This is a genomic window from Altererythrobacter sp. Root672, from assembly GCF_001427865.1.
In the GTDB taxonomy this organism is placed as follows: Bacteria; Pseudomonadota; Alphaproteobacteria; order Sphingomonadales; family Sphingomonadaceae; genus Croceibacterium_A.
On record NZ_LMHH01000001.1, the window covers coordinates 547632 to 571533 of the forward strand.

At 64.7% G+C, this 23902-nt stretch carries 22 protein-coding genes; 7 read left to right on the plus strand and 15 right to left on the minus strand.

Translation table 11 applies throughout. From position 1 onward, the window contains the following. Window positions 1–33 precede the first annotated feature (33 nt). The 3 genes from ASD76_RS02735 (at window position 34) to ASD76_RS02745 (ending at window position 1808) form a co-directional block, all read left to right on the plus strand. Complete coding sequence (locus tag ASD76_RS02735) at window positions 34–378, plus strand: hypothetical protein (protein ID WP_055918148.1); 345 nt, start codon at window positions 34–36, stop codon at window positions 376–378. A gap of 129 nt (window positions 379–507) precedes the next feature. Then, on the plus strand, window positions 508–1242 hold the full coding sequence (locus ASD76_RS02740) for a hypothetical protein (RefSeq protein ID WP_055918151.1): 735 nt from the start codon (window positions 508–510) through the stop codon (window positions 1240–1242). Between the two features lie 152 nt (window positions 1243–1394). Continuing rightward, window positions 1395–1808: a CHRD domain-containing protein gene (locus ASD76_RS02745; RefSeq protein ID WP_055918154.1), complete on the plus strand. Its 414-nt coding sequence runs from the start codon at window positions 1395–1397 to the stop codon at window positions 1806–1808. A 49-nt stretch (window positions 1809–1857) separates the two neighbouring features. Here the strand turns inward: ASD76_RS02745 and ASD76_RS17795 are convergent, their stop codons facing one another. The 5 genes from ASD76_RS17795 to ASD76_RS02770 all read right to left on the minus strand — a co-directional run bounded on the left by ASD76_RS17795 (window position 1858) and on the right by ASD76_RS02770 (window position 7696). Further along, entirely contained in the window at window positions 1858–2403 is a 546-nt protein-coding gene (locus ASD76_RS17795) for a septal ring lytic transglycosylase RlpA family protein (protein WP_235506478.1), read from the minus strand. An 836-nt stretch (window positions 2404–3239) separates the two neighbouring features. Further along, a complete protein-coding gene (locus tag ASD76_RS02755; protein ID WP_055918158.1) occupies window positions 3240–4457 on the minus strand; it encodes an argininosuccinate synthase in 1218 nt (405 codons plus the stop codon). 73 nt (window positions 4458–4530) lie between these two features. Then, window positions 4531–5082 carry a hypothetical protein gene (locus ASD76_RS02760; RefSeq protein ID WP_055918161.1) on the minus strand — a complete coding sequence of 184 codons (552 nt, stop codon included), beginning with the start codon at window positions 5080–5082 and terminating at the stop codon, window positions 4531–4533. A 92-nt stretch (window positions 5083–5174) separates the two neighbouring features. Then, window positions 5175–6389: a PQQ-dependent sugar dehydrogenase gene (locus ASD76_RS02765; RefSeq protein WP_055918164.1), complete on the minus strand. Its 1215-nt coding sequence runs from the start codon at window positions 6387–6389 to the stop codon at window positions 5175–5177. Window positions 6390–6415: 26 nt separating this feature from the next. Continuing rightward, window positions 6416–7696, minus strand: coding sequence for an SAM-dependent methyltransferase (locus ASD76_RS02770; protein WP_055918168.1), 1281 nt, complete (start codon window positions 7694–7696; stop codon window positions 6416–6418). A gap of 81 nt (window positions 7697–7777) precedes the next feature. Here ASD76_RS02770 and ASD76_RS02775 point away from each other — a divergent pair, with 81 nt between their 5' ends. Then, complete coding sequence (locus ASD76_RS02775) at window positions 7778–8215, plus strand: DUF1801 domain-containing protein (protein ID WP_055918171.1); 438 nt, start codon at window positions 7778–7780, stop codon at window positions 8213–8215. A gap of 15 nt (window positions 8216–8230) precedes the next feature. Here ASD76_RS02775 and ASD76_RS02780 read toward each other — a convergent pair whose 3' ends face one another. The 5 genes from ASD76_RS02780 to ASD76_RS02800 all read right to left on the minus strand — a co-directional run bounded on the left by ASD76_RS02780 (window position 8231) and on the right by ASD76_RS02800 (window position 12128). Beyond that, on the minus strand, window positions 8231–9178 hold the full coding sequence (locus ASD76_RS02780; protein ID WP_055918175.1) for an AEC family transporter: 948 nt from the start codon (window positions 9176–9178) through the stop codon (window positions 8231–8233). A 136-nt stretch (window positions 9179–9314) separates the two neighbouring features. Further along, window positions 9315–10052, minus strand: a complete 738-nt coding sequence (locus ASD76_RS02785; RefSeq protein WP_055918178.1) for a molybdopterin-binding protein — start codon at window positions 10050–10052, stop codon at window positions 9315–9317. Continuing rightward, window positions 10039–10725 (minus strand): cytochrome b/b6 domain-containing protein, encoded by a 687-nt coding sequence (locus ASD76_RS02790; RefSeq protein ID WP_055918181.1) that lies wholly within the window; start codon window positions 10723–10725, stop codon window positions 10039–10041. Before ASD76_RS02790 ends, ASD76_RS02785 begins: the two co-directional genes overlap by 14 nt. Then, complete coding sequence (locus ASD76_RS02795) at window positions 10722–11486, minus strand: SDR family oxidoreductase (RefSeq protein WP_055918185.1); 765 nt, start codon at window positions 11484–11486, stop codon at window positions 10722–10724. Before ASD76_RS02795 ends, ASD76_RS02790 begins: the two co-directional genes overlap by 4 nt. A gap of 231 nt (window positions 11487–11717) precedes the next feature. Continuing rightward, window positions 11718–12128 (minus strand): MerR family transcriptional regulator, encoded by a 411-nt coding sequence (locus tag ASD76_RS02800; protein ID WP_055918188.1) that lies wholly within the window; start codon window positions 12126–12128, stop codon window positions 11718–11720. 47 nt (window positions 12129–12175) lie between these two features. Here ASD76_RS02800 and ASD76_RS02805 point away from each other — a divergent pair, with 47 nt between their 5' ends. The 3 genes from ASD76_RS02805 to chrA all read left to right on the plus strand — a co-directional run bounded on the left by ASD76_RS02805 (window position 12176) and on the right by chrA (window position 15829). After that, entirely contained in the window at window positions 12176–12955 is a 780-nt protein-coding gene (locus ASD76_RS02805; RefSeq protein ID WP_055918191.1) for a MauE/DoxX family redox-associated membrane protein, read from the plus strand. Between the two features lie 10 nt (window positions 12956–12965). Next, window positions 12966–14390, plus strand: coding sequence for a hypothetical protein (locus tag ASD76_RS02810; protein WP_055922846.1), 1425 nt, complete (start codon window positions 12966–12968; stop codon window positions 14388–14390). Between the two features lie 122 nt (window positions 14391–14512). Further along, window positions 14513–15829 carry a chromate efflux transporter gene (chrA, locus tag ASD76_RS02815; protein WP_055918193.1) on the plus strand — a complete coding sequence of 439 codons (1317 nt, stop codon included), beginning with the start codon at window positions 14513–14515 and terminating at the stop codon, window positions 15827–15829. A gap of 172 nt (window positions 15830–16001) precedes the next feature. Here chrA and ASD76_RS02820 read toward each other — a convergent pair whose 3' ends face one another. From ASD76_RS02820 to ASD76_RS02840, 5 genes are all read right to left on the minus strand, one after another. Next, entirely contained in the window at window positions 16002–16700 is a 699-nt protein-coding gene (locus ASD76_RS02820; protein WP_055918198.1) for a hypothetical protein, read from the minus strand. After that, on the minus strand, window positions 16700–17281 hold the full coding sequence (locus ASD76_RS02825; protein WP_055918201.1) for a hypothetical protein: 582 nt from the start codon (window positions 17279–17281) through the stop codon (window positions 16700–16702). The genes ASD76_RS02820 and ASD76_RS02825 overlap by 1 nt, the downstream gene beginning before the upstream one ends. Before the next feature lie 137 nt (window positions 17282–17418). Next, window positions 17419–19446, minus strand: coding sequence for an NAD(+) synthase (locus ASD76_RS02830; protein WP_055922849.1), 2028 nt, complete (start codon window positions 19444–19446; stop codon window positions 17419–17421). 551 nt (window positions 19447–19997) lie between these two features. Further along, window positions 19998–21209: an amidohydrolase family protein gene (locus ASD76_RS02835; RefSeq protein ID WP_055918204.1), complete on the minus strand. Its 1212-nt coding sequence runs from the start codon at window positions 21207–21209 to the stop codon at window positions 19998–20000. A gap of 154 nt (window positions 21210–21363) precedes the next feature. Next, window positions 21364–23823 (minus strand): PhoX family protein, encoded by a 2460-nt coding sequence (locus ASD76_RS02840; protein ID WP_156457520.1) that lies wholly within the window; start codon window positions 23821–23823, stop codon window positions 21364–21366. Between the last annotated feature and the right edge of the window lie 79 nt (window positions 23824–23902).

The following is a 23902-nucleotide window of genomic DNA, read 5'->3' on the forward strand; positions in this document are numbered from 1 at the left end:
ATTGGTGACGGCCGTGCGCCAAGGCTCCCGGCCATGGCCTCCACGCAAGCCCCCAAAGGATTCGCCCTGCTCTTCGCCGTCGTCGGAATCCCCTTGATCTTGTGGCAATCCTGGGGGGCGAACGAAGAGCTGAAGGCGCTCGACACCACCGAAGCGCGTCAGGCGCGGTGCGTCGAACAAACCGCCTCCGTGCAGCTATCGCGCGAAGACGCCCAAGGCGTTTGCCGATGCATGGTGTTGGAGGCCGAAAAGCGCGGCATCACCAAGGCTCATGGAAGCTATGACATGGACGCGCTGAAGTCTGTGGTCGAAAGGTGCTTCGACGCCCACGTCCTGCAGCAGACGGCACCCTCTAGCCCTTCGCCGAACCCGGCATGACGTAGCTCCCGGACTTTGGTGGGCCAATTATCAGGGAGAGAGCACCATCCCCGTACACCTACGTATTGCCGCAGCCCCGCATCCGCCGAAAGATGGCCCCGAACTTCCAAAGGGCAGGGCGGCACACCAGTGACGGGCAACATAGTCGAGGTCAAAATCGCGCCGTGGCGGTCTTATCCGGAGGCCTTCCGCACGGTGATGCGGACGCAGAAGCTCTGCGCCAATGTCCCGATGGTCATCGGGCTTGTGCTGCTGGGGCTCGGTATCTTGCCCTCACTGGTCCAGCTCAAGGTCTTCTCGGCGATCTTCGGCGGCATTGTTTCGCTGATCATGGCGGGGATCATCATCTGGATCGTGGACGCGGTCGTGCTCAATCCGCTGAAGAACAGCCGCTTCCGCTTCGTGGCGAAGACCTTGCTGGCGGACATGTGCGCCATGCCGCAGGCGGTTTCGCAGACCTTGTCGTGGTACAGCCCCGTGCCCGGCGCGCTCGTGGTGACGCAGCGGGGGAATCTGGTGATTGTCGACCGTTCGACCAACTACGACGAGATCTGGCTTCATCCCTCGCAGGTCCTGAACGTCAGTGTGGAGCGCGAGGAAACATTCGTCACGAACACCAAGCATGGCAGCAGTTTCAGCCTGGGAAGCGTGTCGCCCGGCTGGATGTTCGCCAGCTATAATTCCCGCAGCAAGTCCAAGTCGGTCACACACAAGCTCGAAACGGCCTTCCTCGAAATCCGCTATCAGGTCGAACGGAACGGCGCGGTCCATACGGCGGTCATTCCGTTCGGGGACGACCGCCTTGGAGCGGACGCCTGGCGCGCGACCTTGAGCGGCCTGAGCTATGTCGAGGAAGTGGCCTGACCGCTGGTGGCTGCTCCCCGTGACGGGCAGGAATTGGTGCACGCAGACCCTTACGCGCCGTCACCGCCTGCGCCGTTCCATCAGTCCCATCTTGACCGCGCCAACCTCTAGGTTACCTCTTGCACCGAATTAAGAAGAGAGAGGGAGAATCCATGTTCGATGCGATCATGAAGCGCGGTCTTGCTACTCTTGGCCTGCTGGCCTTGGCGGCACCTGCTGCGGCACAGTTCGGTGGGCCGCCGCCGCCGCCCAATACCGGCGTGCCGGTCTATACCCGGCTGACCGGTGCCCAGGCCGGCGGCAGCTTCACGGGGGTGATCGATCCGCCGAAGGGGCAGTTCTGCTACATCATGAACGTGACGGGCACGAATGCCCCGACTGCGGCAAGCATCAACGGCGATAACGGCGCTTCGGTGCTGTCGCTGGGCGCGCTGAGCGGCAACTCGAGCGGCGGCTGCCAGCCGATCGCGGCCGATCTGGCGGCGGCCATCCTGGCCAATCCCTCCGCCTACTACGTAAGCGTGCCGACTGCGGTCGGCGCGATTCAAGGGCGGTTGTCGAAGTAGGAAGTTAGGTCGCGGGGGAGGGCTGAGCCTTCCTCCGCCACCAGTGGGCTTAGTCGTCGCCGAGTACGGCGAGCTCAACCCGGCCGCTGCCCGCGCTGCGAATGCCGAGATCCTCGGCAGCGGCCTGGCTGAGGTCGATCACGCGGCCGCCATGGAACGGGCCGCGATCATTGATACGGACGACCACCGAGTGGCCATTGCGCGACACGCGGACCTTGCTGCCGAAAGGCAGGGTGCGGTGCGCCGCAGTGTATTCGTCGGGATCGAAGCGTTCGCCGCTCGCCGTGCGGCGGCCTTCGAACTCGCGGCCGTACCAGCTGGCGACGCCGCCGCTGATCTCGCGAGCTTCTTCTTCCTCGGCCAGCGGCTGAACCACGGCTTCCTGGAAAGTGACGATCGAGGCCTCGGCCGAATTGGTCGAGGGCACGAAGTGAGGGAGCTCAGCATTGGTGGTGGCAGCAGCGACCGACGTGGCCGGAGCCGTTGCGGTCTCAGCGGTCACTTCGGCCAAAGCCGGAGCGATCGAGCCACTCAGGGCAGCCAGGGCAAGCCCGGCCAGCGCCATGCGGAGCTTCATGGTGGTATTCCCGTCCATGGGCTGTGCAATAGGCGCCACTTCGCAAGTGCGTAACCCGTCCAGGGTCGCTTCACCCCGCCTTCGGCTCGACTCATCCCTTTGTCCGGAACTGTTAACTATGAACCACATCGGCTCAACGCTGGCACGAAACGAGTCGTCGGGGTGAGATGCGGCTGACCGGTCCGCCCTCGGCCGGTTGAGGGCCCGAGTCGCGGCGGTTGGGATGCGGAAGGGAGCAATTGCCGATGAGATCGTGGCACCGGGGCCCCAAAAGGAAATGGGGCCAGCCCGGAGGCTGACCCCACTCTCACCGGCGTGTGGGCCCCGAGGGGCACTTGACGCCTGGCGCCTTCAATACCGTCCATTAGACGGTGTCTCCATCGCCCGGCGCTCGCGCCGGTGCCGGTTCCATCGGGGGGCTTGATGAAGACCGCGAGGGTCTTCTCCATGGCCATCCGTTGGTCCCGAGATCGGATCTTCGGACTGGGCCTCGAGCGGTTCCTGCGCTGCCCGTGAGCATTGCTGAAACCTCGGCGCCAGGCCGGAACACCCGACCTTCCGACTGCGATACCTTGCGGCTAAGTTGTCAGAGGCTTGGATTTGCCCGAAGGCTATCCCCGTCCTGTCCCTCCACCGTGCGGCCCTCGCCGTCGCGTCGATCCAGTTGCCGTTCCCACCTTCCACTCGGGCCTTGCGGCCTTTGATCCGGCGGAGACTTTTCCCCGTTTCGATGATTGGAGGATGCGTCGGTCGACCGATTCGGGCAACAGCGCAACGGGCCAGTTATCCACTTTTGGCGATTTCGCCAGTGGACAAGGGTGGATAACTCAACGGCCCGTCGCGAATGCCGCGATTTATCCGCGATCGCGTTGCGCCAGGAGCCTCAAACGCAGGGCATTGAGCTTGATGAAGCCCGCCGCGTCCTGCTGATCGTAGGCGCCGGCATCGTCTTCGAACGTGACGTGGCGTTCGGAATAGAGGCTGTTGGGGCTCTTGCGGCCGACCACTTGGGCCAGGCCCTTGTAGAGCTTGAGCCGCACGGTGCCGCTGACCTTCTCCTGGCTGAGGTCGATCGCGGCCTGGAGCATCTCGCGCTCCGGGGCGAACCAGAAGCCGTTGTAGATGAGCTCGGCATACTTGGGCATGAGCTCGTCCTTGAGGTGCGCGGCGCCGCGGTCGAGCGTGATGCTCTCGATGCCGCGGTGGGCGCGGGCGTAGATCTCGCCGCCCGGGGTCTCGTACATGCCGCGGCTCTTCATGCCGACGAAGCGGTTCTCGACCAGGTCGAGGCGGCCGATGCCGTGCTTCTTGCCGAGGTCGTTGAGCGCGGCGAGCAGGGTTGCCGGGCTCATCGCCTGGCCGTTGAGGGCCACGCCGTCACCACGCTCGAAGTCGATCGTGATGTATTCCGGCTGGTCCGGGGCGTCCTCGGGATTGTCGGTGCGGCTGAAAACGTAGTCGGGCACTTCGCCCCACGGGTCTTCGAGCACTTTGCCCTCGGACGAGGTGTGCAGGAGGTTGGCGTCGGTCGAGAACGGGCTCTCGCCGCGCTTGTCCTTCGGAACCGGGATCTGGTGCTGTTCGGCCCAGGCGATGAGCGCGGTGCGGCTGGTCAGGTCCCACTCGCGCCACGGGGCGATGACCTTGATGTTCGGGTCGAGCGAATAGGCGGACAGCTCGAAGCGGACCTGGTCGTTGCCCTTGCCGGTGGCGCCGTGGGCGACCGCGTCAGCGCCGGTCTCGTGGGCGATTTCGACCAGGCGCTTGGAGATCAGCGGCCGGGCGATGGAGGTGCCGAGCAGGTAGTCACCCTCGTACCGGGCATTGGCGCGCATCATCGGGAACACGAAGTCGCGCACGAATTCTTCGCGCAGATCGTCGATGTAGATGTGGTTGTCCGGAACGCCCATCAGCTTGGCCTTGGCGCGGGCCGGTTCCAGCTCCTCGCCCTGACCGAGGTCAGCCGTGAAGGTGACGACCTCGCAATTGTAGGTCACCTGCAGCCACTTGAGGATCACACTGGTGTCGAGGCCGCCGGAATAGGCCAGCACGACGCGCTTGATATCGGACATTTCTTGCTCCGCCGGGGATTCGCCGGCGGCGGTTATCAGGCTCTTCCCCGTCCGGCAACTTGGCTGGAGGCGCTTACTTGATTGGTTTGGCCCCGAGCTGCGGATTGAGGGTCCCGATGTAGTTGAGCCAGGCCTTGGGTTTGCGAAGCATTTCCTTCGGATAGGCCACCTTCAGCCCGCCCAGCTCGGCGATCCGGCCGACGAAGTGGATGCAGTTGCGGGTATCGAGGTCGTAGTACTTTCCCGGCGCATCCCGCCAGGCTGCCACTTCCTGTTTCATGCGGTGATAGGTGGCGTCCGATACGGTGATCGAAAAATGCGTGTTGGTGCTTTTCAAGTACTTCTCGTCCTCCACCCAGATCACGTGTTCGACAGGGCCGGCGAGGATCGAAGGTCCCACGCTCTTGGCCGAGAACCCGAAGTTTTCGTGGATCACCTGTCCGGTATCATCGAGCTTGCCGTCGAAGACCACGAAGGTGTGCGGGTATCGGCCGATCAGCACCGAGCCGTTGAAGCTATGGAAGGTGACCGTGACCGTGGCAAACGCCGGGCCGTGCCAAAGGGAGAGGGCCAGAAAGACAAGGGACAGCCGGGCGAGAACGCGGCGAATGGACGACCAGGGCATGCGATCCGCTTTACTAAGAATGGGCTTGCCGCACCGCTAGACGACGGCACTGACCACGACAACCGCGCCGGAACCGCTATCCCTTATCGCGATCATGGGGAGGGCTCTATGCGCAGGACGGCATTCTCCGGGCCGTCGGTCAGCACATAGATCAGGCCGTCCGGCCCTTGCGCAAAGTCGCGCACGCGCTGGTGGAGGTCGGTCAGGAGGGTTTCCCTGCGGAGTTCTCCGAAGTCTGCGCCGAAGGCCACGCGTTCGAGGCCGCCGGTGCCGGGAATTTCGCCACGCCTGCCGCTACCGACGAAGAGGTTGCCCTTCCACTTGGGGAAGCGATCGCCGTCGTAGATCATGAGCCCGGTGGGTGCGATCGAGGGCAACCACACCAGCAGGGGTTTCTCGATGCCCGGAACCAGCGGCATTTCGGCGAGGTGCGAGCCGTCGTACTGCCGGCCGTAAGTGTAGGTGGGCCAGCCGTAGTTTGCGCCCGGGCGGATTCGGTTGACCTCGTCACCACCGTTGGGCCCGTGTTCGGCCGAGAACACCGTGCCTGTCGCAGCATCGACCATCAGGCCGTGCTGATCGCGGTGGCCGTAACTGTAGATCGCCGGATTCGCCCCTTCGCGGCCCACGAAGGGATTGTCGGCCGGGATCGAGCCATCGTCGTTGAGGCGCAGGACCTTGCCGTAGATGTTGCCCAGGTCCTGCGCGATGTCCCCGAACGCCCCGCCGGTGGTCACGAACAGCTTGCCGTCCTTGCCGAAGGCGAGCCTTGATCCAAGGGCGGCCGATGGGCCGCCAGTCAGCAAGGTTTCGACGTTCGAGACCCGTCCATCCTCGAGCTTGGCCCGCATCAAGGTCAGCCGGGCGTAACGATAGATGCTGGTGTCGCTTTCGGGTTTCGGAGCTGGGTCGTTGTAAGTGAAATAGATCAGGTGATTGCGCGCGAAATCCGGGTGGAGCGCGATGTCCTGGACGCCGACACTGAAAGTCCAGTCATCGGTCGGAACCGGGAAGCCCGCGACCGGCTGCGGATCGAGTTGAGCGCCGGACTTGGTGGCCTGCCGCAAGATCCGGAGCCCCATGCCGCGCTCGACGATCAGCAGGTCGCCATCGGGCAGGAACTCGATCGCGAAAGGCCTGGCGAACCCTTTGGCGAGTACGGTGGCCTTGATGCCGTGCTGTTCGGCGGTGTCGAAGACGTAGGGTGCGCTGCCGAGCGTAACCGGGGCGATGCCTATGTCGGGAGTCTGAGCGAAGCCTGCTGCCGAAATCAGCAGCGCGGAGCCGGCGATCCATCTCTTCACCATCGCCGGCCCCCCATCCTGTCGTCTGTTTACTCGGCCGCCTGAGCCAGGTGCCAGGCCGGCGGTTCTTCGCTTTCGCGCAGCCGTTCGCTCTCTTCGTACATGTAGTCGCGCGTCATCGGGATGGCGGCGCGATCCTTCACGTAGAGCATCTGCCAGTTGACCAGGCGTCCGTGACGGAAGCTCTGTTCGGCCCCGGCGAGGTAGAACTGCCACATGCGGTAGAACGTCTCGTCATACATCTCGACGATCTCGTCCTTGTGCATGACCGTGCGGTTGTACCATTCCTCCAGCGTGTGGCTGTAGTGGAAGCGCATGCCTTCCACGTCCATGATCTGCCAACCGGCCTTCTCGCTTTCCTTCACCAGTTCGGACAGCGACGGGATGTAGCCGCCCGGGAAGATGTACTTGCGCGTCCAGGCGTCGGTGAAGCCCGGAGGGCCCGCGCGGCCGCAGCAGTGCGAGAACATCACCCCATCGGGCTTGAGCAGCCGATTGGTGTGCTGGAAGAACTGCGGATAGTGCGGCGTGCCGACGTGTTCGAGCAGGCCGACCGAGCTGATCCGGTCGAATTCGCCCTGGACATCGCGATAGTCCATCAGCGCGAACTTGACCTTGTCTTCCACGCCCGCTTCCTTGGCGCGTTCCTTACAGAAGGCGATCTGGTCTTCCGCCAGGGCCACGCCGAGCACTTCGCAGTCGTAATGCCGGTTCAGGTAGAGCGCGAGACCGCCCCAGCCGCAGCCGATGTCGAGCACTTTCATGCCCGGCTTGATGTTCAGCTTGGCCGCGATGTGCGCCTTCTTGTCGAGCTGCGCTTTTTCGAGGCTGTCGTTGAGATCGCGGTGGTAGCCCATCGTGTACTGCCGGTCCTCGTCGAGGAACAATTCGTACAGGCGGCGGGTCAGGTTGTAGGTGTGTTCGGCATTCTTGCGAGCCTTGCCGCGCAAGTTGACACTGTCGATCTTGGCGAGGGTTCTTTGCACCGCCTTCCGGAACGGGCCCTTGGCGCCGAGGGTAGTGTGGCTCTTCACCTTGGCGTTCATGGCCACGTAAAGCACCATGTCGCGGATGTCGTAAGGCTCGTCGACCACGAGCCAGCCCCACATATAGGCCTCGCCCGCGCCGACGGCCGGATACCTGGCGATATGGTTGGCGGCCTTCTTGTTCGTCAGCCGGATATGCATCGGGCTGCCGTGTTCCATTCCTTCCGGTCCGGGGCCGTATTCGTAAACCTTGCCATCGTAATCAGTGATGACCAGACGGCCGACTTTGATGATCTTCGTAAGGAACTTATTCAACAGCCACATTCTGCAGCACTCCCCTCAATCCCTTTGGAGGCAGTAGAACCGCCGCTTTGCGACCTGTCAATCGTGGGTTATCCTCTCACCATGGCCGAAGCGAAGACCAAGCCGACGCAAGCCAGCGTCGAAGACTTCATCGCCGCCGTCGAACCGGCGAGCAAACGGGAAGACGCGCCGGTGCTCGACGCACTGTTCCGCAAGGTGACGGGCGTGGCGCCGGAGATGTGGGGGCCGACCATCATCGGCTACGGCGAATACAACACCGTCTACGACAGCGGACGCAAGGTGCGCTGCTGCCGGCTGGGCTTTTCGCCGCGCAAGGCCAAGCATTCGCTCTACTTGCTGCCGTGCGACGACGATGGGTCGAAGGAAGAGTTCGATGCCTTGCTCGCCCGGCTCGGCAAGCATTCGTTGGGGCAGGGGGGCTGTCTCTACGTCAACAAGGCCGCGGACATCGATCTCGGCGTGCTCGAAGAGATGATCGTACTGGCGTGGAAGAACTCGTTCGCCCGCTACCCTGACTAACCCAGGCGCCCCCTTTCAGAGCGGCATGATGCCTTTCTCGATCAGCCACAGGAAGCAACTGACGGTGATGAATGACGCGCCGACCGCCAGCAGCAAGGCGACGGCGCCAAGCCGCTCGTTGCCGTGGCGCGAGGCCAGCAGCGGATAGATGCTGAGCATCGGCACCGCCGCGTAGAGGATGGCGGCGGCGGCTAAGGCCGGGTCTTTGATCGGCACCAGCAGTATTGCCAGCGCCACCATCAGCGGATGGAGCAGGAGCTTGGCGGATGCGATCGCTCCGGCGGCCGGCCCGTCCTGGCCGATCTTCACGCTCACCAGGCTCCCGCCGATTACGAACAAGGCCACCGGGGCCGAAGCACGCGCCAGCATCTCGATCGGAAGGGCGGCAACTTCGGGCAGAGGCAGTCCGGTGGCGGAGAAAGCGGCGCCCAAAATCATCCCCAGGATCAGCGGCATTTTCAGCAGGTTGACCAGCGTTCTTGACAGGATGACGAGGATTCTGGCGCCGCGGTGTTCGGTCACTTCGGCGACGGCCAGCGCGAGCGGGATCACGATCAGGTTCTCGATCACCATGGTGTGAGCCAGCGCGACGGCGGCAGAGCTGCCGACGAGTTGGAACACGATCGGATAGCCCATGAAAGCGCTGTTGGATGAACTGGCGCCGAGCGCCAGAATGGCGGCGCGACCGGTGTCTTGCCGGGCGGCAAAGCGGATCACGAGGAGCGCCAGCAGGAACATGGCCACTGAGCCCAGACCGTACGCCGCGAGATAGGCCGGCTCGAAAATCTCCGCCAACGGCCTGCGCGCCAGAGTGTCGAAGGTCAGCGCGGGCAACGCGAACTGCAAAACGAACTTTCCCATGCCGCGGAACTGGTCGGCCGAGAACAGGACCGCCCGCCCGGCGCCAAAGCCAAGCGCGACGATGACAAAGACCGGAATTGTTAGGGCGAGGATGGAGAGCACGCAGACCTGAGGGGCAGAGAGGGGGCTGACTTTCGGACGCGATGGAGTCCGAGATAATTGACTATGACACCGGTTACCTAAGAACCTGATCGAGCAATTACAAGGGGCGGTAAGGCAGCGATTTATTGAGAGGGGGTTAGACCCCCGCGTACCACTGGTACCCTTTGTCTTCCCAGTAACCGCCACCGCCGTTGCCGATGCCCTCGAGGGTATCGACGGCTTCGATCGCGGTCAGGTACTTGGCGTGCTTGTAACCCAGCTGGCGTTCGATCCGCATCCTCAGTGGCGCGCCATTGGCCACCGGCAGGGCCTCCCCGTTGAGCTGGTGAGCGACAATGGTTTGCGGATGCATCGCATCGTTGAGGTCGCAGCTCTCGTAGTATGGCGTGTCCCCGAAGCTGTCGGCGCAGCGGAAGACGATGTAGCGTGCCTCCGGCTTGAGCCCGGCCTGTTCGAGGATCGCCGAAAGCTGCGGTCCGGTCCACTGGCCGATCGCGCTCCATCCCTCGACGCAGTCGTGGCGGGTGATCTGGGTTCGTTGGGGCAGGGCGCGAACGTCTTCGAGCGTGAGGCTGAGCGGCCGTTCGACGAGCCCCCCGACGTTCAGCCGCCAGTCGGCGAACCCTGCCGCGAGATGGGCGCGATAATCGTCGCTATCGACTTCGGTATTGCCGTTGCCGCGGAACGAGGGGGAGATGTCGGCGAGGGTATATTCCCGCGCCAGCGCCTGAGCGCCGCCGAGCATCCGTTGCGCGCCCTTGTGAAGCTTCTCGGCGCCATCGACGAGGCCGGTGAAGGTCTCGCTCTTGCTGATCTTGGTGCAGCCCGCGGTAATGAACGCGGCGAGGCCTACGAGGACGTTACGCCGTTCCATCGGCCGTCCCTCCGGTAATCATCTCGCCCACGTTCTTGGCGGGCTTGTTGAGCAGAACCAGTATCACATGCACCACGAAGAATCCGAACAGCGTCCAGGCGATGATGAAGTGGATCGAACGTGCGCTCTGTCGTCCTCCGAACATTTCGCTGAGGAACGACCAGGCGGCGTCCATGCCCGGACTCATCGCCATACCTGTCACGATCATTAGCGGCAGCAGGATGAACATGACCAATCCGTAGGCCAGCTTCTGCAGGAAATTGTACTTCGCCCCGGCGTGGTCGAACTGGAGCCGCAAGTGAGCACGCACGTCGGCCCAGATCGCATTAGGGCGCCAGTCCCTGGGGCGGGTCACGATGTCGCGCCTGAAGTGGCCGTTGAGGACCCCGACCAGCAGGAACAGTAGCAGCGAGATCGAGAAGACCCAGGCGAACAGCACGTGCCATTCCCGCGCGATGGCCAGGCTGTAGTAGCCGGGGATCGTCGCCCAGCCGGGGAACTTGGGGATGAACGCCCAGGCCTGCTCCGGCGCGAAGCCCCATTCGCCCCAGTAAAGGCGACGGTGGGCGTTCGAGATGTTGAGGCCAGACATGAACAGCACGATCACACTGAACGCGTTGACCCAGTGCCACAGACGCGTGCTGAGCAGGTGCCGCTTCCTTGGACGGGTCATGCGGCGGGATCTTCCATGCCGGCCAGATACATCACGTCGCGCGGCTGGGCGAGGAGATGCTGGCCGGAATCGACGAATATCGACTGTCCGCTGGCGAGGGGGCCGGTGGCGAGGAACAGCGCCGCATCCGCGACTTCGCTAGCGTCAGTGCGGCGGCCGAGCAGGTTGAGACGGTGAGTCATTTCGGCCTGGTCTTCGGATTGTTCGTGGCTGGCAAGGATGGCTCCTGGGGCGAGGCCGTAAATGCGGTCGCCCGGTTCGGCGGCCATGGCCAGGATCGGGATGGTGGCGGCGAGAGCATGCTTGCTCATGGTGTAGCTGAAGAAGTCGGGGTTCGGGTTGGCGACTTTCTGGTCGGTGACCTGGATCACGCGCCGGCCGGTCGAAGAGCGGGCGAGGCGAAGGTAGGCTTGGGCCATCATCGTGGGAGTGACGGCATTGACCTGCATCGCTTCCCAGTTGGTCCCTACATCGATCATCGCGACATCGTCTGGCCTGAAGACCGAAGCCGAATTGACCAGCACGCGCCAGTCTTCGAGCCGGGCGGCGAGGTCTTCGATCATGGCCAGGGCCGCGTCGCCATCTGCCAGGTCGCAGCGGACCACTTCGGCGCTTGGCAGTTCGTCAGCCAGCGCTTGCGCCTCCGTCCACGAGCGGCAGCAGTGGATCACCACATGCCAGCCGGCCTCGGCGAAGCGGCGCGAGATCACTGCTCCGATACGCCGCGCGCCGCCGGTTACAAGGACCGCAGGGCGGGTCACCAGCTGGGCTTACGCTTGCTAGGGGTGATGACTTGAAGAGAAGGCCATAACCTTCTGGATTTATATAAGAATGTTCCGAACTTCCGCCGCATGAGAGCAATCAAGCACATCAGGTCGGTGTAGGAAAGCGGAATGGCTGCGTTCTGCCGAAGAGCCGCAACGAGGAAAGGCCCTCTCCCCTTGGGAGACGGTTGGGTGAGGGCGAGTGGCGCAACCCCGCCGACCCTCGCCTTACTCTCGATGTCCCGCGCCCTCGAACGACGCGATGATCGGACAGGGCCCGTCACCTCCGCCAGCGCACTCCTTGGCCAGCTTCGACAACGACTGCCGCGCAGCCTGCAACCGCGCGATCTGCTCATCGAGGGCGGCTATCCGCGTACGGGCCATCTCACGGGCGCGTGGCCGGTCATCGCTGGAATCCAGCCGCAGCAGTTCCCCGATTTCCTCCAGGGTGAACCCGGCGTCCTGCGCCGAGCGGATGAAGCGCAGCCGCCGCGCTTCGTCCGGGCCATAGTGACGGATCCCGCCCGCACCGGTCTTCTGCGGCCGCGGGTCCTCCAGCAGTCCGCGCCGCTGGTAATAACGTACCGTTTCCACGCCGACTCCGGCGCCGCGGGAGAGTTCGGAAATACTCATCGCCATCACGCTTGACTCCGTACCATAGTACGGACCTTATATAGTCATTCATCATGACCGAACAAACCCGAATCCAGGCCGCCGCACCGGCTGGCGGCAGCAAGTTTGCCATTCTCCATCGGATGGTGATGCCCGGGCACGTCTGCCCCTATGGTCTGAAGGCGAAGCACTTGCTCGAAAGCCAGGGCTACGTCGTCAAGGATTGCTGGCTGACGACCCGCGAGGACGTTGACCGGTTCAAGGCTCAGCACGGGGTCAAGACGACCCCTCAGGTCTTCATCCGCGGCGAACGCGTGGGTGGATATGATGACCTGCGGCGGTTCTTGGGCCTCAAGGTCGCGGACCCGAACGCGATCTCCTATACCCCGGTGCTCGTCGTCTTCGCGGCTACGGCTGCGCTGGCCTTGGCTGCGAGCCAGGCGGTCTACGGAACGCCGTTGACGGTTCGTGCCGGCGAATGGTTCGTGGCCTTCTCGATGGTCATCCTGGCCATGCTCAAGCTGCAGGACGTCGAGCGGTTCTCGACCATGTTCCTGGGCTATGACCTGCTGGCCAGGCGCTGGGTGCCCTATGGTCGCATCTATCCCTTTGCCGAGTTCACCGCGGGTGCCTTGATGGCGGCTGGGGTGCTGAACTGGCTGTCGATCCCCGTGGCGCTGTTCATCGGCACGGTCGGCGGCGTCTCGGTGTTCTACGCCGTCTACATCCAGAAGCGCGAACTCAAGTGCGCCTGCGTCGGCGGGTCGAGCCGAGTGCCGCTCGGGTTTTTGTCCCTGACCGAAAATGTGTTCATGGTGGCGATGGCCCTGTGGATGCTCTTCTCCCATGCTTGAAGGATCCCTGATGAAGTCCCTGTTGGTACTGGCCGCGACGGCGCTTTCCACCGGTCTCGCGACCCCGGCCTTCGCGCAGGATCATGCCGGGCACGGCGATCACACGCCGGCCCCTGCGCCCGCTCCGGCACCGACGGAGACGCATGACCATTCGCAGATGGATCATGGGGCCATGGATCACTCGCAGATGGATCATGGCCAGCACCCCGGCACCTATATCGGGCCCGACCCGCGCTTTGTCAGCGGCTGCCGGTCCGCCAGCGGAGTGCTCGAAGATGGCGGTATGGTCGACGGCGTAGTCTGCCGTCCCACGGAAGCTTCAGGCACCTCGCGTCTGCCCGCGGCCGAGGGCATGATGCCCGGCCAGCATTTCGATATCGGCGGCGGCTGGATGGGGATGGCGCACGGCTATCTCTGGGGTGTCTACACCGACCAGACCGGACCGCGCGGCGACGACAAGCTCTACGTCCAGTCGATGGCCATGCTCATGGCCGAAAAGCAGTTCGGCGGCGCGCGCCTGCAGTTCCGCTCGATGATGAGCGCCGAGCCGCTGATGAACAACCGCGGCTATCCCAACCTCTTCGCCACCGGCGAGACCGCTGATGGTGAGCCCTTGGTCGATCGCCAGCACCCGCACGACTTGTTCATGGAGCTGGCGGTGCGGGCGGATGTCGACATTGGCGAGGGGACCAAGGCGTTCTTCTACGGCGGCCCCGTCGGCGAGCCCGCGCTCGGCCCGCCTGCGTTCATGCACCGCGCCTCGGCCAAGTTGAATCCCGAAGCGCCGATCACGCACCACTGGTTTGATTCCACCCACATCACTTACGGCGTGGTGACGGCGGGCGTGGCCGGCAAGGTCTGGCAGCTCGAAGCCTCGGCCTTCCGTGGCGAGGAGCCCGATGAAGACCGTTGGGACATCGAGACCCCGCGCCTCGACAGCTGGAGCGTCCGCGCCACGCTCAACCCGTCAGACAACTGGGCAATGCAGGTGAGTTACGCCCAGCTCGACCAGCCCGAGCCGATGCACCCGGGCCAGGACGAGAAGCGCACTACCGCCAGCGTGCACTACAATTCCGGCAACGGCCTCGCTGCCACGGCGGCATTCTCCGCCAAGGATCGCGTTCCCGGCCCGACGCTGATCGCCTGGTTGGCCGAGGCGAACTGGGACCTGACCGAACACCACACGCTGTTCGGCCGGATCGAAAACGTCGAGAACGACGAACTCTTCCCCGACCACGATGACCCGCTGCACGATCAGCTGTTTCAGGTGACCAAGCTACAGGCGGGTTATGCCTATAGCCTGCCGCTCGGTCCGTTCGGGCTCTCGCTGGGCGGCAGCGTGGCGACGTTCCTCAAGCCTGAGGCGCTCGACGCGGTCTATGGCAACAACCCGATGGGCTACACGGTGTTCGCCAAGTTGAACCTGGTGCGTTGATTTTAAGGTCCCGGTGCAGCTAGAGAAAGCTCACCGGGGCAAAGCAACCTCCCGGTCAGGCCCCCGCGCCCAAGTGTTGCCTTCTCGACCCCGCTACGGCGGGCCAGGAGGTATTGGACGGAATGGCCGACAGTGACTTGCACCACCCCTCATTCTCGGAACTGACGCGCGTTTCGGCGCGGATCGGTTTTCTCAGCTTCGGCGGACCCGCCGGGCAGATCGCGCTGATGCACCGCGAACTGGTCGACGAGCGGCGCTGGGTGGAGGAGGACGACTACCTCCAGGCGCTCAACTTGTGCCACTTGTTGCCGGGGCCCGAAGCGCAGCAGCTCGCCACTTGGATCGGCTGGAAGCTGCACGGCTGGAAGGGCGGCGTGATTGCAGGGGCGCTGTTCGTCATCCCCGGCGCGCTGGTCATGCTGGCGCTGTCGATGCTCTATGCCTTTGCCGCCAACCTCGACTGGTTCGCAGCGCTGTTCCTCGGGATCAAGGCGGCGGTGCTGGCGATCATCGTCCAGGCGCTGCTGCGGATCGCGGGGAGGGCGCTCAAGACGCCGATCCAGAAGGGCATGGCCGTCGCTGCGTTTGCGGCGCTGTTCCTGTTCAACGCGCCGTTTCCGCTCGTGGTGCTGGCAGCGCTGGCGATCGGTGCGTGGATCGGGGCCAAGCGGCCGGACTTGCTCGCGCTCAAGCCGGTGAGCAAGCCGGGCGAGGGACACCCGAGCCCGTGGCGCGCCAGCCTGATCGCGGTCCTCGCCTGGAGCGTGATCTGGGCCGCGCCGATGGTGGCGGTACTCGTATTCCTCGGCCGCGAGCATGTGCTGTGGGATATCGGCGTGTTCTTTTCGCAGCTGGCGGTGGTCACCTTCGGGGGAGCCTATGCCGTGCTCGCCTACATGGCGCAGGAGGCGGTGACAGGTTTCGGCTGGCTTAGCGCGGGCGAGATGGCCGACGGGCTCGGTCTCGCCGAGACCACGCCGGGGCCGCTGATCATGGTGACCCAGTTTGTCGGCTACCTCGCTGCGTTTCGCGCGCCCGAGCCGTTCAGTCCGCTGGTTGCCGGAGTGCTGGGCGCAGTGTTGACCACCTGGGTCACTTTCGCGCCGTGCTTCCTGTGGATCTTCGCTTTCGCCCCGTGGATGGACCGCTTGCAGCGAGCGCCGGCGCTTAAGGGCGGTCTGGCCGGGGTGACGGCGGCGGTCGTCGGCGTCATCGCCAACCTGGCGCTGTGGTTCGCGCTGCATGTGCTGTTCGCGGTGGTCGATCCGGTGGCCTTGGGACCGATCGTGCTGCAGGTGCCCGAATGGGCCACATTCGACTGGCGCGCGGCGCTGATCGCGGTGGTCGCGGCGGCGCTGATCTTCCGTTTCAAGTGGGGCATCATCCGCACGCTCGGCGTGGCGGCGGCGATGGGTTTGGCGCTGGGGAGTTTGGTCTAGGTCCCGCAGCGCTTTGCCAAACGTCCTTTGACAAGCTCAGGACGAACGGGGAGATACAAATCTGACCCGATCATGGTGAGCCTGTCGAACCACGAGCTCAGGACGAACGGGTTTAGAGAAACGTCCGTTCGTGGTGAGCTTGTCGAACCACTTTTGGCGCTGTGGCCGGATCCTAACCCGCCCGCTCTTCCGGCACGACATTGTACCGCCGCACTTCCTCCTGGCTCAGGCAATAGCGCGTGCTCGGATTGTCGGCGGTTTTCACCGCCTGCTGACGGTACATGATGTCGGTCAGCAGCTTGCGGCTGACGCCCATGCGGATGAGGAAGTCGTTGTCCTCGCTCGCCAGCAGCGCGCTCTGCTGCTCGATGTCGGCGATCAGGCGCACGGTTTCGGCCGTGCCTTCCTCGGCGGCGAGGTAGATCGCCTCACGATCACCGGTGTGGGTGAACATGTGGACCATGAAGAACCCGCCATCGTCGACAAACCGGCGGTCGCCGCCCATGAACAGGAAGTTGCAGGCCGAGAAGCAGGTCCAGCCGGCGGGGATGCGGGTGACCATGCCGGGGAACGAGCGGATGATCTTGCCGGCCTCGTTCCCGGCGCGCGCGTCACCGCCCCGCGAGCGCATCCAGACCTCGGCCAACTTGTCGTCCTTGTCGATCGCCGCCTTCAGGCGTTCGGGCAGGGTGGCGTCGATGATCCCTTCGGCGACCAGGACGTGGGTGCCGTCGACAGTGCGCGTGGTAAGAGACATGGCCTTTGCTGGGCCCCAGTCGGGTTCGGCTGGACACGTCGGGTTGCTGGGGTCGGTCGCCCCAACCAGCAAAGCCAGGGCGGTAATCGCAGTCGCAGTACGGGCGAGGCGCATCAGGCGACGATCGCGTAGCGTACCGCAGGCGGCTGGCGGCACATGCGCTTGTCGGCGCGGGTCTCCTCACCTTTGACGATCACAACATCGGACACGGTGATGCACTGACGTTCGCCTTCCGCGGCCTCATCGCGGGCGACCACGGTTGAGCTGCCCGACACGTCCTCGCGCGTGTTGGAAGTCCATTCGGAGGTTGAGCCGACTTCGGCCGCGGTCGTCTCGTCGCCGCCGCGGGTCGCTTCGAGCGTGGCGTTGGCGGCCTGCTCCTGCTCCTTGGGATCGAGCTTGCAGGCGATCGAGGCGGTGATCACGTCGGTGAAGGCGGCTACCGGCACATAGGCGATCAGCCCGCCCGCACTCCCCGCCGCGCTGCCGGCGATCGAGCCCAGGATGCTGCCCGCGATCTGCGAGCCGCTGCTGCGCGACTTGCCCTTGGGGCAGCCACTGGTCTCTCGATCGGAGTTCGACGAGCGCGAAGAGCCCCCGAGCAGGCCGCCGAACTGCGCCTGGACCGGGGCCGACAGCGCCGCCAGCGCCAGCGCGCTCGCGGCAAACCCTGCGAAACGAATTCGAGCGTCCATCAACCCTATCCCCAAGACCGTGGGACCTTTCCGAGGAAGGGCACCACCATGCGCATTCTTCCGCGCAGTTCAAAAATTACGCGCCGGTAGAGGCGAGGTCAATCGCTCCCGGGAAGCTGTCCCAGCCAGGGGCTTGTTTAATCGGGGACTTTTGTGAGCAATTCTTCGAGCCACACATCGGCCACCGCGTCGCTCGGCGCGCGCCAGTCCCCGCGCGGGCTCAATGCGCCGCCTGTGCTGACCTTGGGGCCATTGGGGATCGCGCTGCGCTTGAACTGGCTGAACGCGAAGAAGCGCCGCACGAAACTCTCGAGCCAGCGCTTGATCGTGGCGAGGTCGTATTCGTTCTTCGCCGCGTCGGGGAAGCCAGCCGGCCACGCGCCGCGCGTCTTGTCGCGCCAGGCATGCCAAGCGAGGAACGCGACTTTCGAGGGCCGCTGGCCGTAGCGGACGACGTGGTGAAGATAGAAGTCGCTTAGCTCATAAGGTCCTATCTTTTGCTCCGTCGACTGAACTTCGCCGTTCTCGCCCGGCGGGACCAGCTCGGGGCTGATCTCCTGGCCGAGTATCGCTTCGAGGATCGTATCGGCTGACTTGTCGAACTGGTCGGTGCGGGTGGTCCAGCGGATCAGGTACTGGATGAGCGTCTTGGGCACGCCCGAGTTGACGTTGTAGTGGCTCATCTGGTCGCCGACGCCGTAGGTGCTCCAGCCGAGCGCCACTTCGCTGAGGTCCCCCGTGCCGATCACGAAGCCGTTGTGCTGGCCGGCCAGGCGGAACAGGTAATCGGTCCGCAGGCCTGCCTGCACGTTCTCGAAGGTCACGTCATAGACCGGCTCGCCCTTGCCATAGGGGTGGCCGATATCCTCGAGCATTCGGGTCGCGGCCGGGCGGATGTCGATCTCCTCGGCGGTGATGCCGAGCGCCTTCATCAGCTTCCAGGCGTTGGACTTGCTGCCCTCCGAAGTGCCAAAGCCGGGCATGGTGTAACCGCGGATCGTGGTGCGGGGCAGGCCGAGCCGGTCGCAGACTTTGGCCGCGACGATCAGCGCGTGGGTGGAGTCGAGCCCGCCCGAAACCCCGATCACCATCGAGCCGCCACCGGTCTGCTCGAACCGGCGCATCAGGCCGTCGACCTGGATGTTGAACGCCTCGTAGCAATCGTCGTCGAGCTTGTTCGGCCGGTTGGGGACGAACGGGAAGCGGCGGATCGGGCGGATCAGGCCGATGTCACCCCCGGCGGGCCGGTGGTCGAAGCGGATGGCGCGGTAGTGATCTTCGGGCCGTCCGGCAGCCTCGGCGGAATCGCCAAACGTGGGCAGGCGCAGGCGGTCGCCGAGGATGCGGTCGGTGTCGATGTCAGCGATGGCCAGTTCCGGCCGAAGCGCGAACCGTTCGCTTTCCGCCAGAAGGTCGCCGAGTTCGTAGATTATCCCCTGGCCGTCCCAGGCCATGTCGGTCGTGCTCTCGCCGTGTCCGGCGGCCGAATAGAGATAGGCACTGGCGGTGCGGGCGCTCTGGGCGCGGCAGAGCATGTGGCGTTCGTCGGCTTTGCCGATGACGATGTTGGAGGCTGAGAGGTTGGCGAGGATCGTCGCTCCGGCGAGGGCGCCGGCGGTGGAGGGCGGATTGGCGGCCCAGAAGTCCTCGCAGATCTCCACGCAGAGCTTGAAGCCGGGGATCTGGTTGGAGGCGAACAGGAGATCGACACCGAAGGGGATCTCGGCCTCGCCGACGCGGATCGACTGGCCGCGGATGGTGATGCCCGAGGCGAACCAGCGCTTCTCGTAGAACTCGCGGTAGTTGGGCAGGTAGCTCTTGGGCACCGCGCCGAGCAGCTTGCCGTTCGCGATCGCCAGCGCGCAGTTGTAGATGCGCCCGTTGTGGCGCAGCGGTGCGCCGATCAGCAGGACCGGAGAGAGGCCCGCGCTGGCCTTGGCGATTTCGACCACCGCCGCCTCAGCCGCGTCGAGCAAGGCGGACTGCATGTGCAGGTCGTCGATCGCGTAGGAGGAGACGCAGAGCTCGGGATAGACCAGCAGGTCCACATGCGCGGCGTGCGCGCGGCGGGCCTCCTCGATGATCGCGTCGCGGTTGAAGGATACGTCGGCGGTGCGGACTTGCGGGGTGCTCGTGGCAGCGCGGACGAAGCCGTGGCTGTGCATCGCGTAGAACGGATGCCCGCGGTCGCCGCGCGGGCTTGTCGCGGTGTCTTCGTCGGAGGCAGGGAGCAGCCAGTCCTCGGGTTGGCAGATGCCCAGCTCAGCGAGCCTGCGCTGAGCAGCCGCGCGGGGGACTTTGCCCTTGGCTTCCCAGCCGTAGATCGTGCGGCTTGGCCACGGTCCGGGGGCGCCATAGCGCTCGCCGAATTCGCTCGCGGAAAGCGGTGGGACGTGAGCTTCGCGCCAAGTGCGTATCTTTTGACCGGCCTTATGCATCGCGTGACTGTATCCCTAAAGGATACGACGAGCAAGAAACGTCGCTGCCAAGTGTGGTTTTTACGGCCCTTATCGCAAAGCAAGAGCGTGCACGCGCAACTCTTGTGTCCGAAAAAGGCCAAAGCGCTTGGAGAAGTGCTGCCAAGATCCCAACCCTTCGTCATCCCCGCGAAGGCGGGGACCCAGTCGGCTCTATGCGCCGCTACGCCCTGGGTTCCCGCCTTCGCGGGAATGACGAAGAGAAGAAAGGAATTCAGCGTGCGATGCGCTAACCCGGTTCAGGCCGCTTCCTTGCTCTGCCCGATCGGCAACTTGGCCCGCAGGGTCGCCTTGGTCAGGTCGAGGCCATAGAGCTTGGCCGCGTTACCGCCGACGAGCCCGCGAACCACGTCGGGGTTCATATGCCCCATCGTCTCGCCAATCGTGCGAACACTGTTCGGCCAGATCGAGTCCGGATGCGGATAGTCGCTCGCCCACAGCATGTTCTCCGGCCCCCAGAACTCGAGCAGCCGCATCGCGGTCGGGCTCTGCTGGAAGGTGCCGTAGACCTGGCGCTGGAACACTTCGCTCGGCTTCATCTTGTGCGGGATGCCGCCCTTGTCGGCCCAGTAATCGGCGCATTCCCACAGGCGAAAGTGACGATAGTCGAGTTCTTCGACGACCCAGGGGACCCAGCCAATGCCGCTTTCGGCGATGACGATCTTGAGCTTGGGGTGGCGCTCAAGGATGCCCCAGGCGAACAGGTCGACGAACGGGTCGAGGAACTGTTCGATGAACATCTTGGCGTGGAGGAACGTCGCGCCCGGGCTGCCCTTGTACTTGTCGAACGCGTCGCCGGCCTTGGGGAACACAGTGACGTGGAAGCTGAGCACGATGCCCGATTGTTCGAGCAAGTCGAACAACGGCTCCCACCGCTTGTCCTCAAGCCGCGGTTCGGCGACGGCAATCTGCAGGTTGGCCTGCCGCACGCCGCCCTTTTTGGCGAGGCGCTGAAGCTCCTCAAAAGCCGCTTCGGGGTGGGGCGGGAGCATCGCGACACCGATCAGCCGGTCAGGCGCGACGCTGCAGAAGTCTTCATACAGCCAGTCGTTATAGGCGGCGTAGCAGGCGCGCATGAACGCCTCGTCCTTGGTCTTGATTGAGGTAACCGGCCCGAACACCACGTGCGCCCATACGTTGTCGCGGTCCATGTCCTGCAGCCGCAGGACGGGATTGCCGGCGCGCAGTTCGGTCAGATCCTCGATCCCGCCGCGATCGTAAGCCGTCAGGATCGGCTTGGGCCCATCGCCGAACGGGCTGGGACCCTTCTTGCCCGACCAGAAGCCCCAGCGCTCGCCGTCGGCGATCCACGCAGCCGCTTGCCCCTCGGGCGCCTCGATGTGCGGCGCACGCTCGCCCCATTTCGCGGACATGCGCTTCTGGAGCACGTCGGCGGGCAGCATGTTGAGGTCGAGATGGTCGTCGCAGGAGACGAGGGCGGCTTCGATCATGGGACTCTCCGGGAATATCGTTAGCTTGCTAATAGAATGGCCGGGCCGGTTGGGCAATCCGCTAGCATGCACTTCAATTACCGACGAGAACGAAAAAGGGCGCCTCCCGAAGGAGACGCCCAGAGCTCGCATTTCTAGGGAGGTGCGAGCGGGGTTAGAGTCCGACGACGCCGCCGTCGTTGCGGGTAATGGCCACGATGGCCGAGCGCGGGCGGCCCGAGTTGGTGCCGCCCTGGCTTTGCGGCCAGTTGCTGCTCGGTGTTCCTGCGGTACCGTTCTCGCCCGGGTGCTGGATGCCGACGAACAGCGTGCGGCCGTCTGGTGTGCTGTCGACGCCGGTGAGTTCGCACTCCTTCGGTCCGACGAGGAAGCGCTTGAGTGTCGCAGCGGTGGCGGCGGCACCGACACGGGTGGCTTGCGTGGCCGTGGCGCCGCCCGTGCCGACGTTGGTGATGGTCTTGGTGCCGCCATCGCCGACCGTGCCCGGAAGGGCCGCCAGCATCTGGTTGTTAGTGCGGTCGGTGAAGGCGCCGTCGTCGGTCTGGAGCCACAGCAGCGGCTTGACGAGACCGGCCGGGTTCTGCGGACGTGAGAACCACAGGCCGTCGGGGCTCGAGAAGTCGTTGTCGGCGGTCAGGCCCGAGAGGTTGACGTTGTTCGGGTCGGAGTCGGCAGAGTCAGCCCCGAACAGGTAGATGTCCCACGCGAAGCCGGTTGCCGCCGGATCGTCGCCGTTTTCACGCAGGCGAATGATGTGGCCGTTGGAGTTGCCGAACTGGGCGGTGTTGGCCGCGCCGCGCGGGTCGTTGTAGTGGCGCGGGTTGGCAGCGTCGGTCCCAGTGAGCGGGCGGCCGGCGGCGTTGTTGTTGGTCAGGGTGAGGTAGATTTCGCCGGTGACGTTGTTGGTCGCGGTCCATTCCGGCCGATCCATCGGGGTAGCGCCAACGGCGTCCGCGGCCAGGCGGGTGTTGACCAGAATGTCGATCTGGCTGGCAAACACATACTCCGGCTCCGTCCCCGTGATGGGACGGTTCGGCACGCTGCCGAACACCAGCGGCAACCAGGTACCGGTGCCGTCGGCGCTGAACTTGGCGACGTAGAGCGTGCCGCTGTCGAGGTACTTGTCGCCGATAGCCAGCCGGTCGGTGGCCTGGGCGTCATTCGGATCCCAGTTCGCTGAGGAGACGAACTTGTAAAAATACTCGCGGCGGGAGTCGTCGCCGAGGTAGACCGCCAGCTTCTTGCCGGCGGTGAGCTTGCCGGCCCAAGCTCCCTCGTGGCCCAGACGGCCGAGCGCGGTACGCTTGCGGGGTGCCTTGGCCGGATCATAGGGATCGATTTCGACCACCCAGCCAAACTGGTTGGGCTCATTTCGGTAGTCGGCAAGGGCGTTGGCACCGCTAGCGCGCGCGTCCCAACGGCGGAACATCGGATCCGAGCCAGCGCTGGCCCAGGCGTAGTTGCCGGTCGCGCTGGTGACACCATAGCGGCGCAGCGCGGTCAGTTCGCGGGGCGTACGAGCGGCATCGTCACCGCTGCGGAGGAAGTAGCCCGACCAGTTTTCCTCGCAGGTCAGGTTGGTGCCCCACAGGGTGTGGCCGTTGGCGCAGTTGTTGATCGTGCCGCGCCCGGTCGTGCCATCGGTCGAGGCGATGGTCTTGAGGAAGTCGCTGCCGCGCACAGGGCCGTTGAACACGATCGGGGTGTTCGGGGTGATGCGGCGATTGAACGAGCTGGTCTGATCCCAGGTCCAAGTGCGATTGCCGGTGTCGCGGTACTCGGTCACGCTGACGCCGTGAGCCTCGATCTCCTTGGTCGCTTCCGCCGCGGGGCGGGGGCCGCTCGCCACGTTGGTCGGGCCATTGGGGTGCAAGTACTGGATGTTCAGGTTCTCATGGTTCTGCACCATCAGACCGCGAGTGGAGCTGTTGTCGTCGCGGGTCGCCGTGGCGCTGAGGCCGTACCAGTAGAGCGCGTCGCCATGGTCGCCGATGCGCTGGGCGAAGTTGGTGTCGGTACCGTCGTTGGCATAAGTGGCGACACCCGCGGCAAGCGGATCGCCGAGCCGGGTCATTACCGTGACCGAGTAGCCGGCGGGCACTGTCACGATGTCGTTGAGGTTCTTGGGAACCGCGGTGAAGCCGAGCACGGCAGGGCTGACAGTGACTGTGGTTTCGTCGGCTTTGGTACCGAAGATATCGGAGACCTGGAAGCGAAACACGAGATCGGTCGTTGCGCTGACTGCCGGGGCAATGAAGCTCACCGTGCTGCCGCTGCCGATCAGTTCGACGGGGTTACCGGAGACCTGGGTCCAGCTCGGCCCCGTAGCGGTGCCAGAGGTCGCTGTGCCGGTCAGAGTGACCAGGCGGCCCGTCGTCGTCGTGGCATCGTTGCCCGCGCTCACGGTAGTGGCGCCGCCGCCACCGATAGTGTCCTCGTCGCAAGCGGCGAGCAGGCTGGTGCCGAGCAGGGCCGCGACGGTGGTGGTGAAGCCGCCGATCAAGGTGCCGCGGCGCGAATAGCGATCGGCCACGATCGAGTTGAGATGCCGGTTTTCGGAGCGGTTGGTATCGACGTCGCCGTCCGAATAGCCGTGCGTTAGTTCGGTGCTCATTAGAGAATCCCCCATGCGAGAAGCTGCGAATGGGGAGGGGACTATCGGCCCAGTGTGACCTGCAGAGGCGATTCAGGTG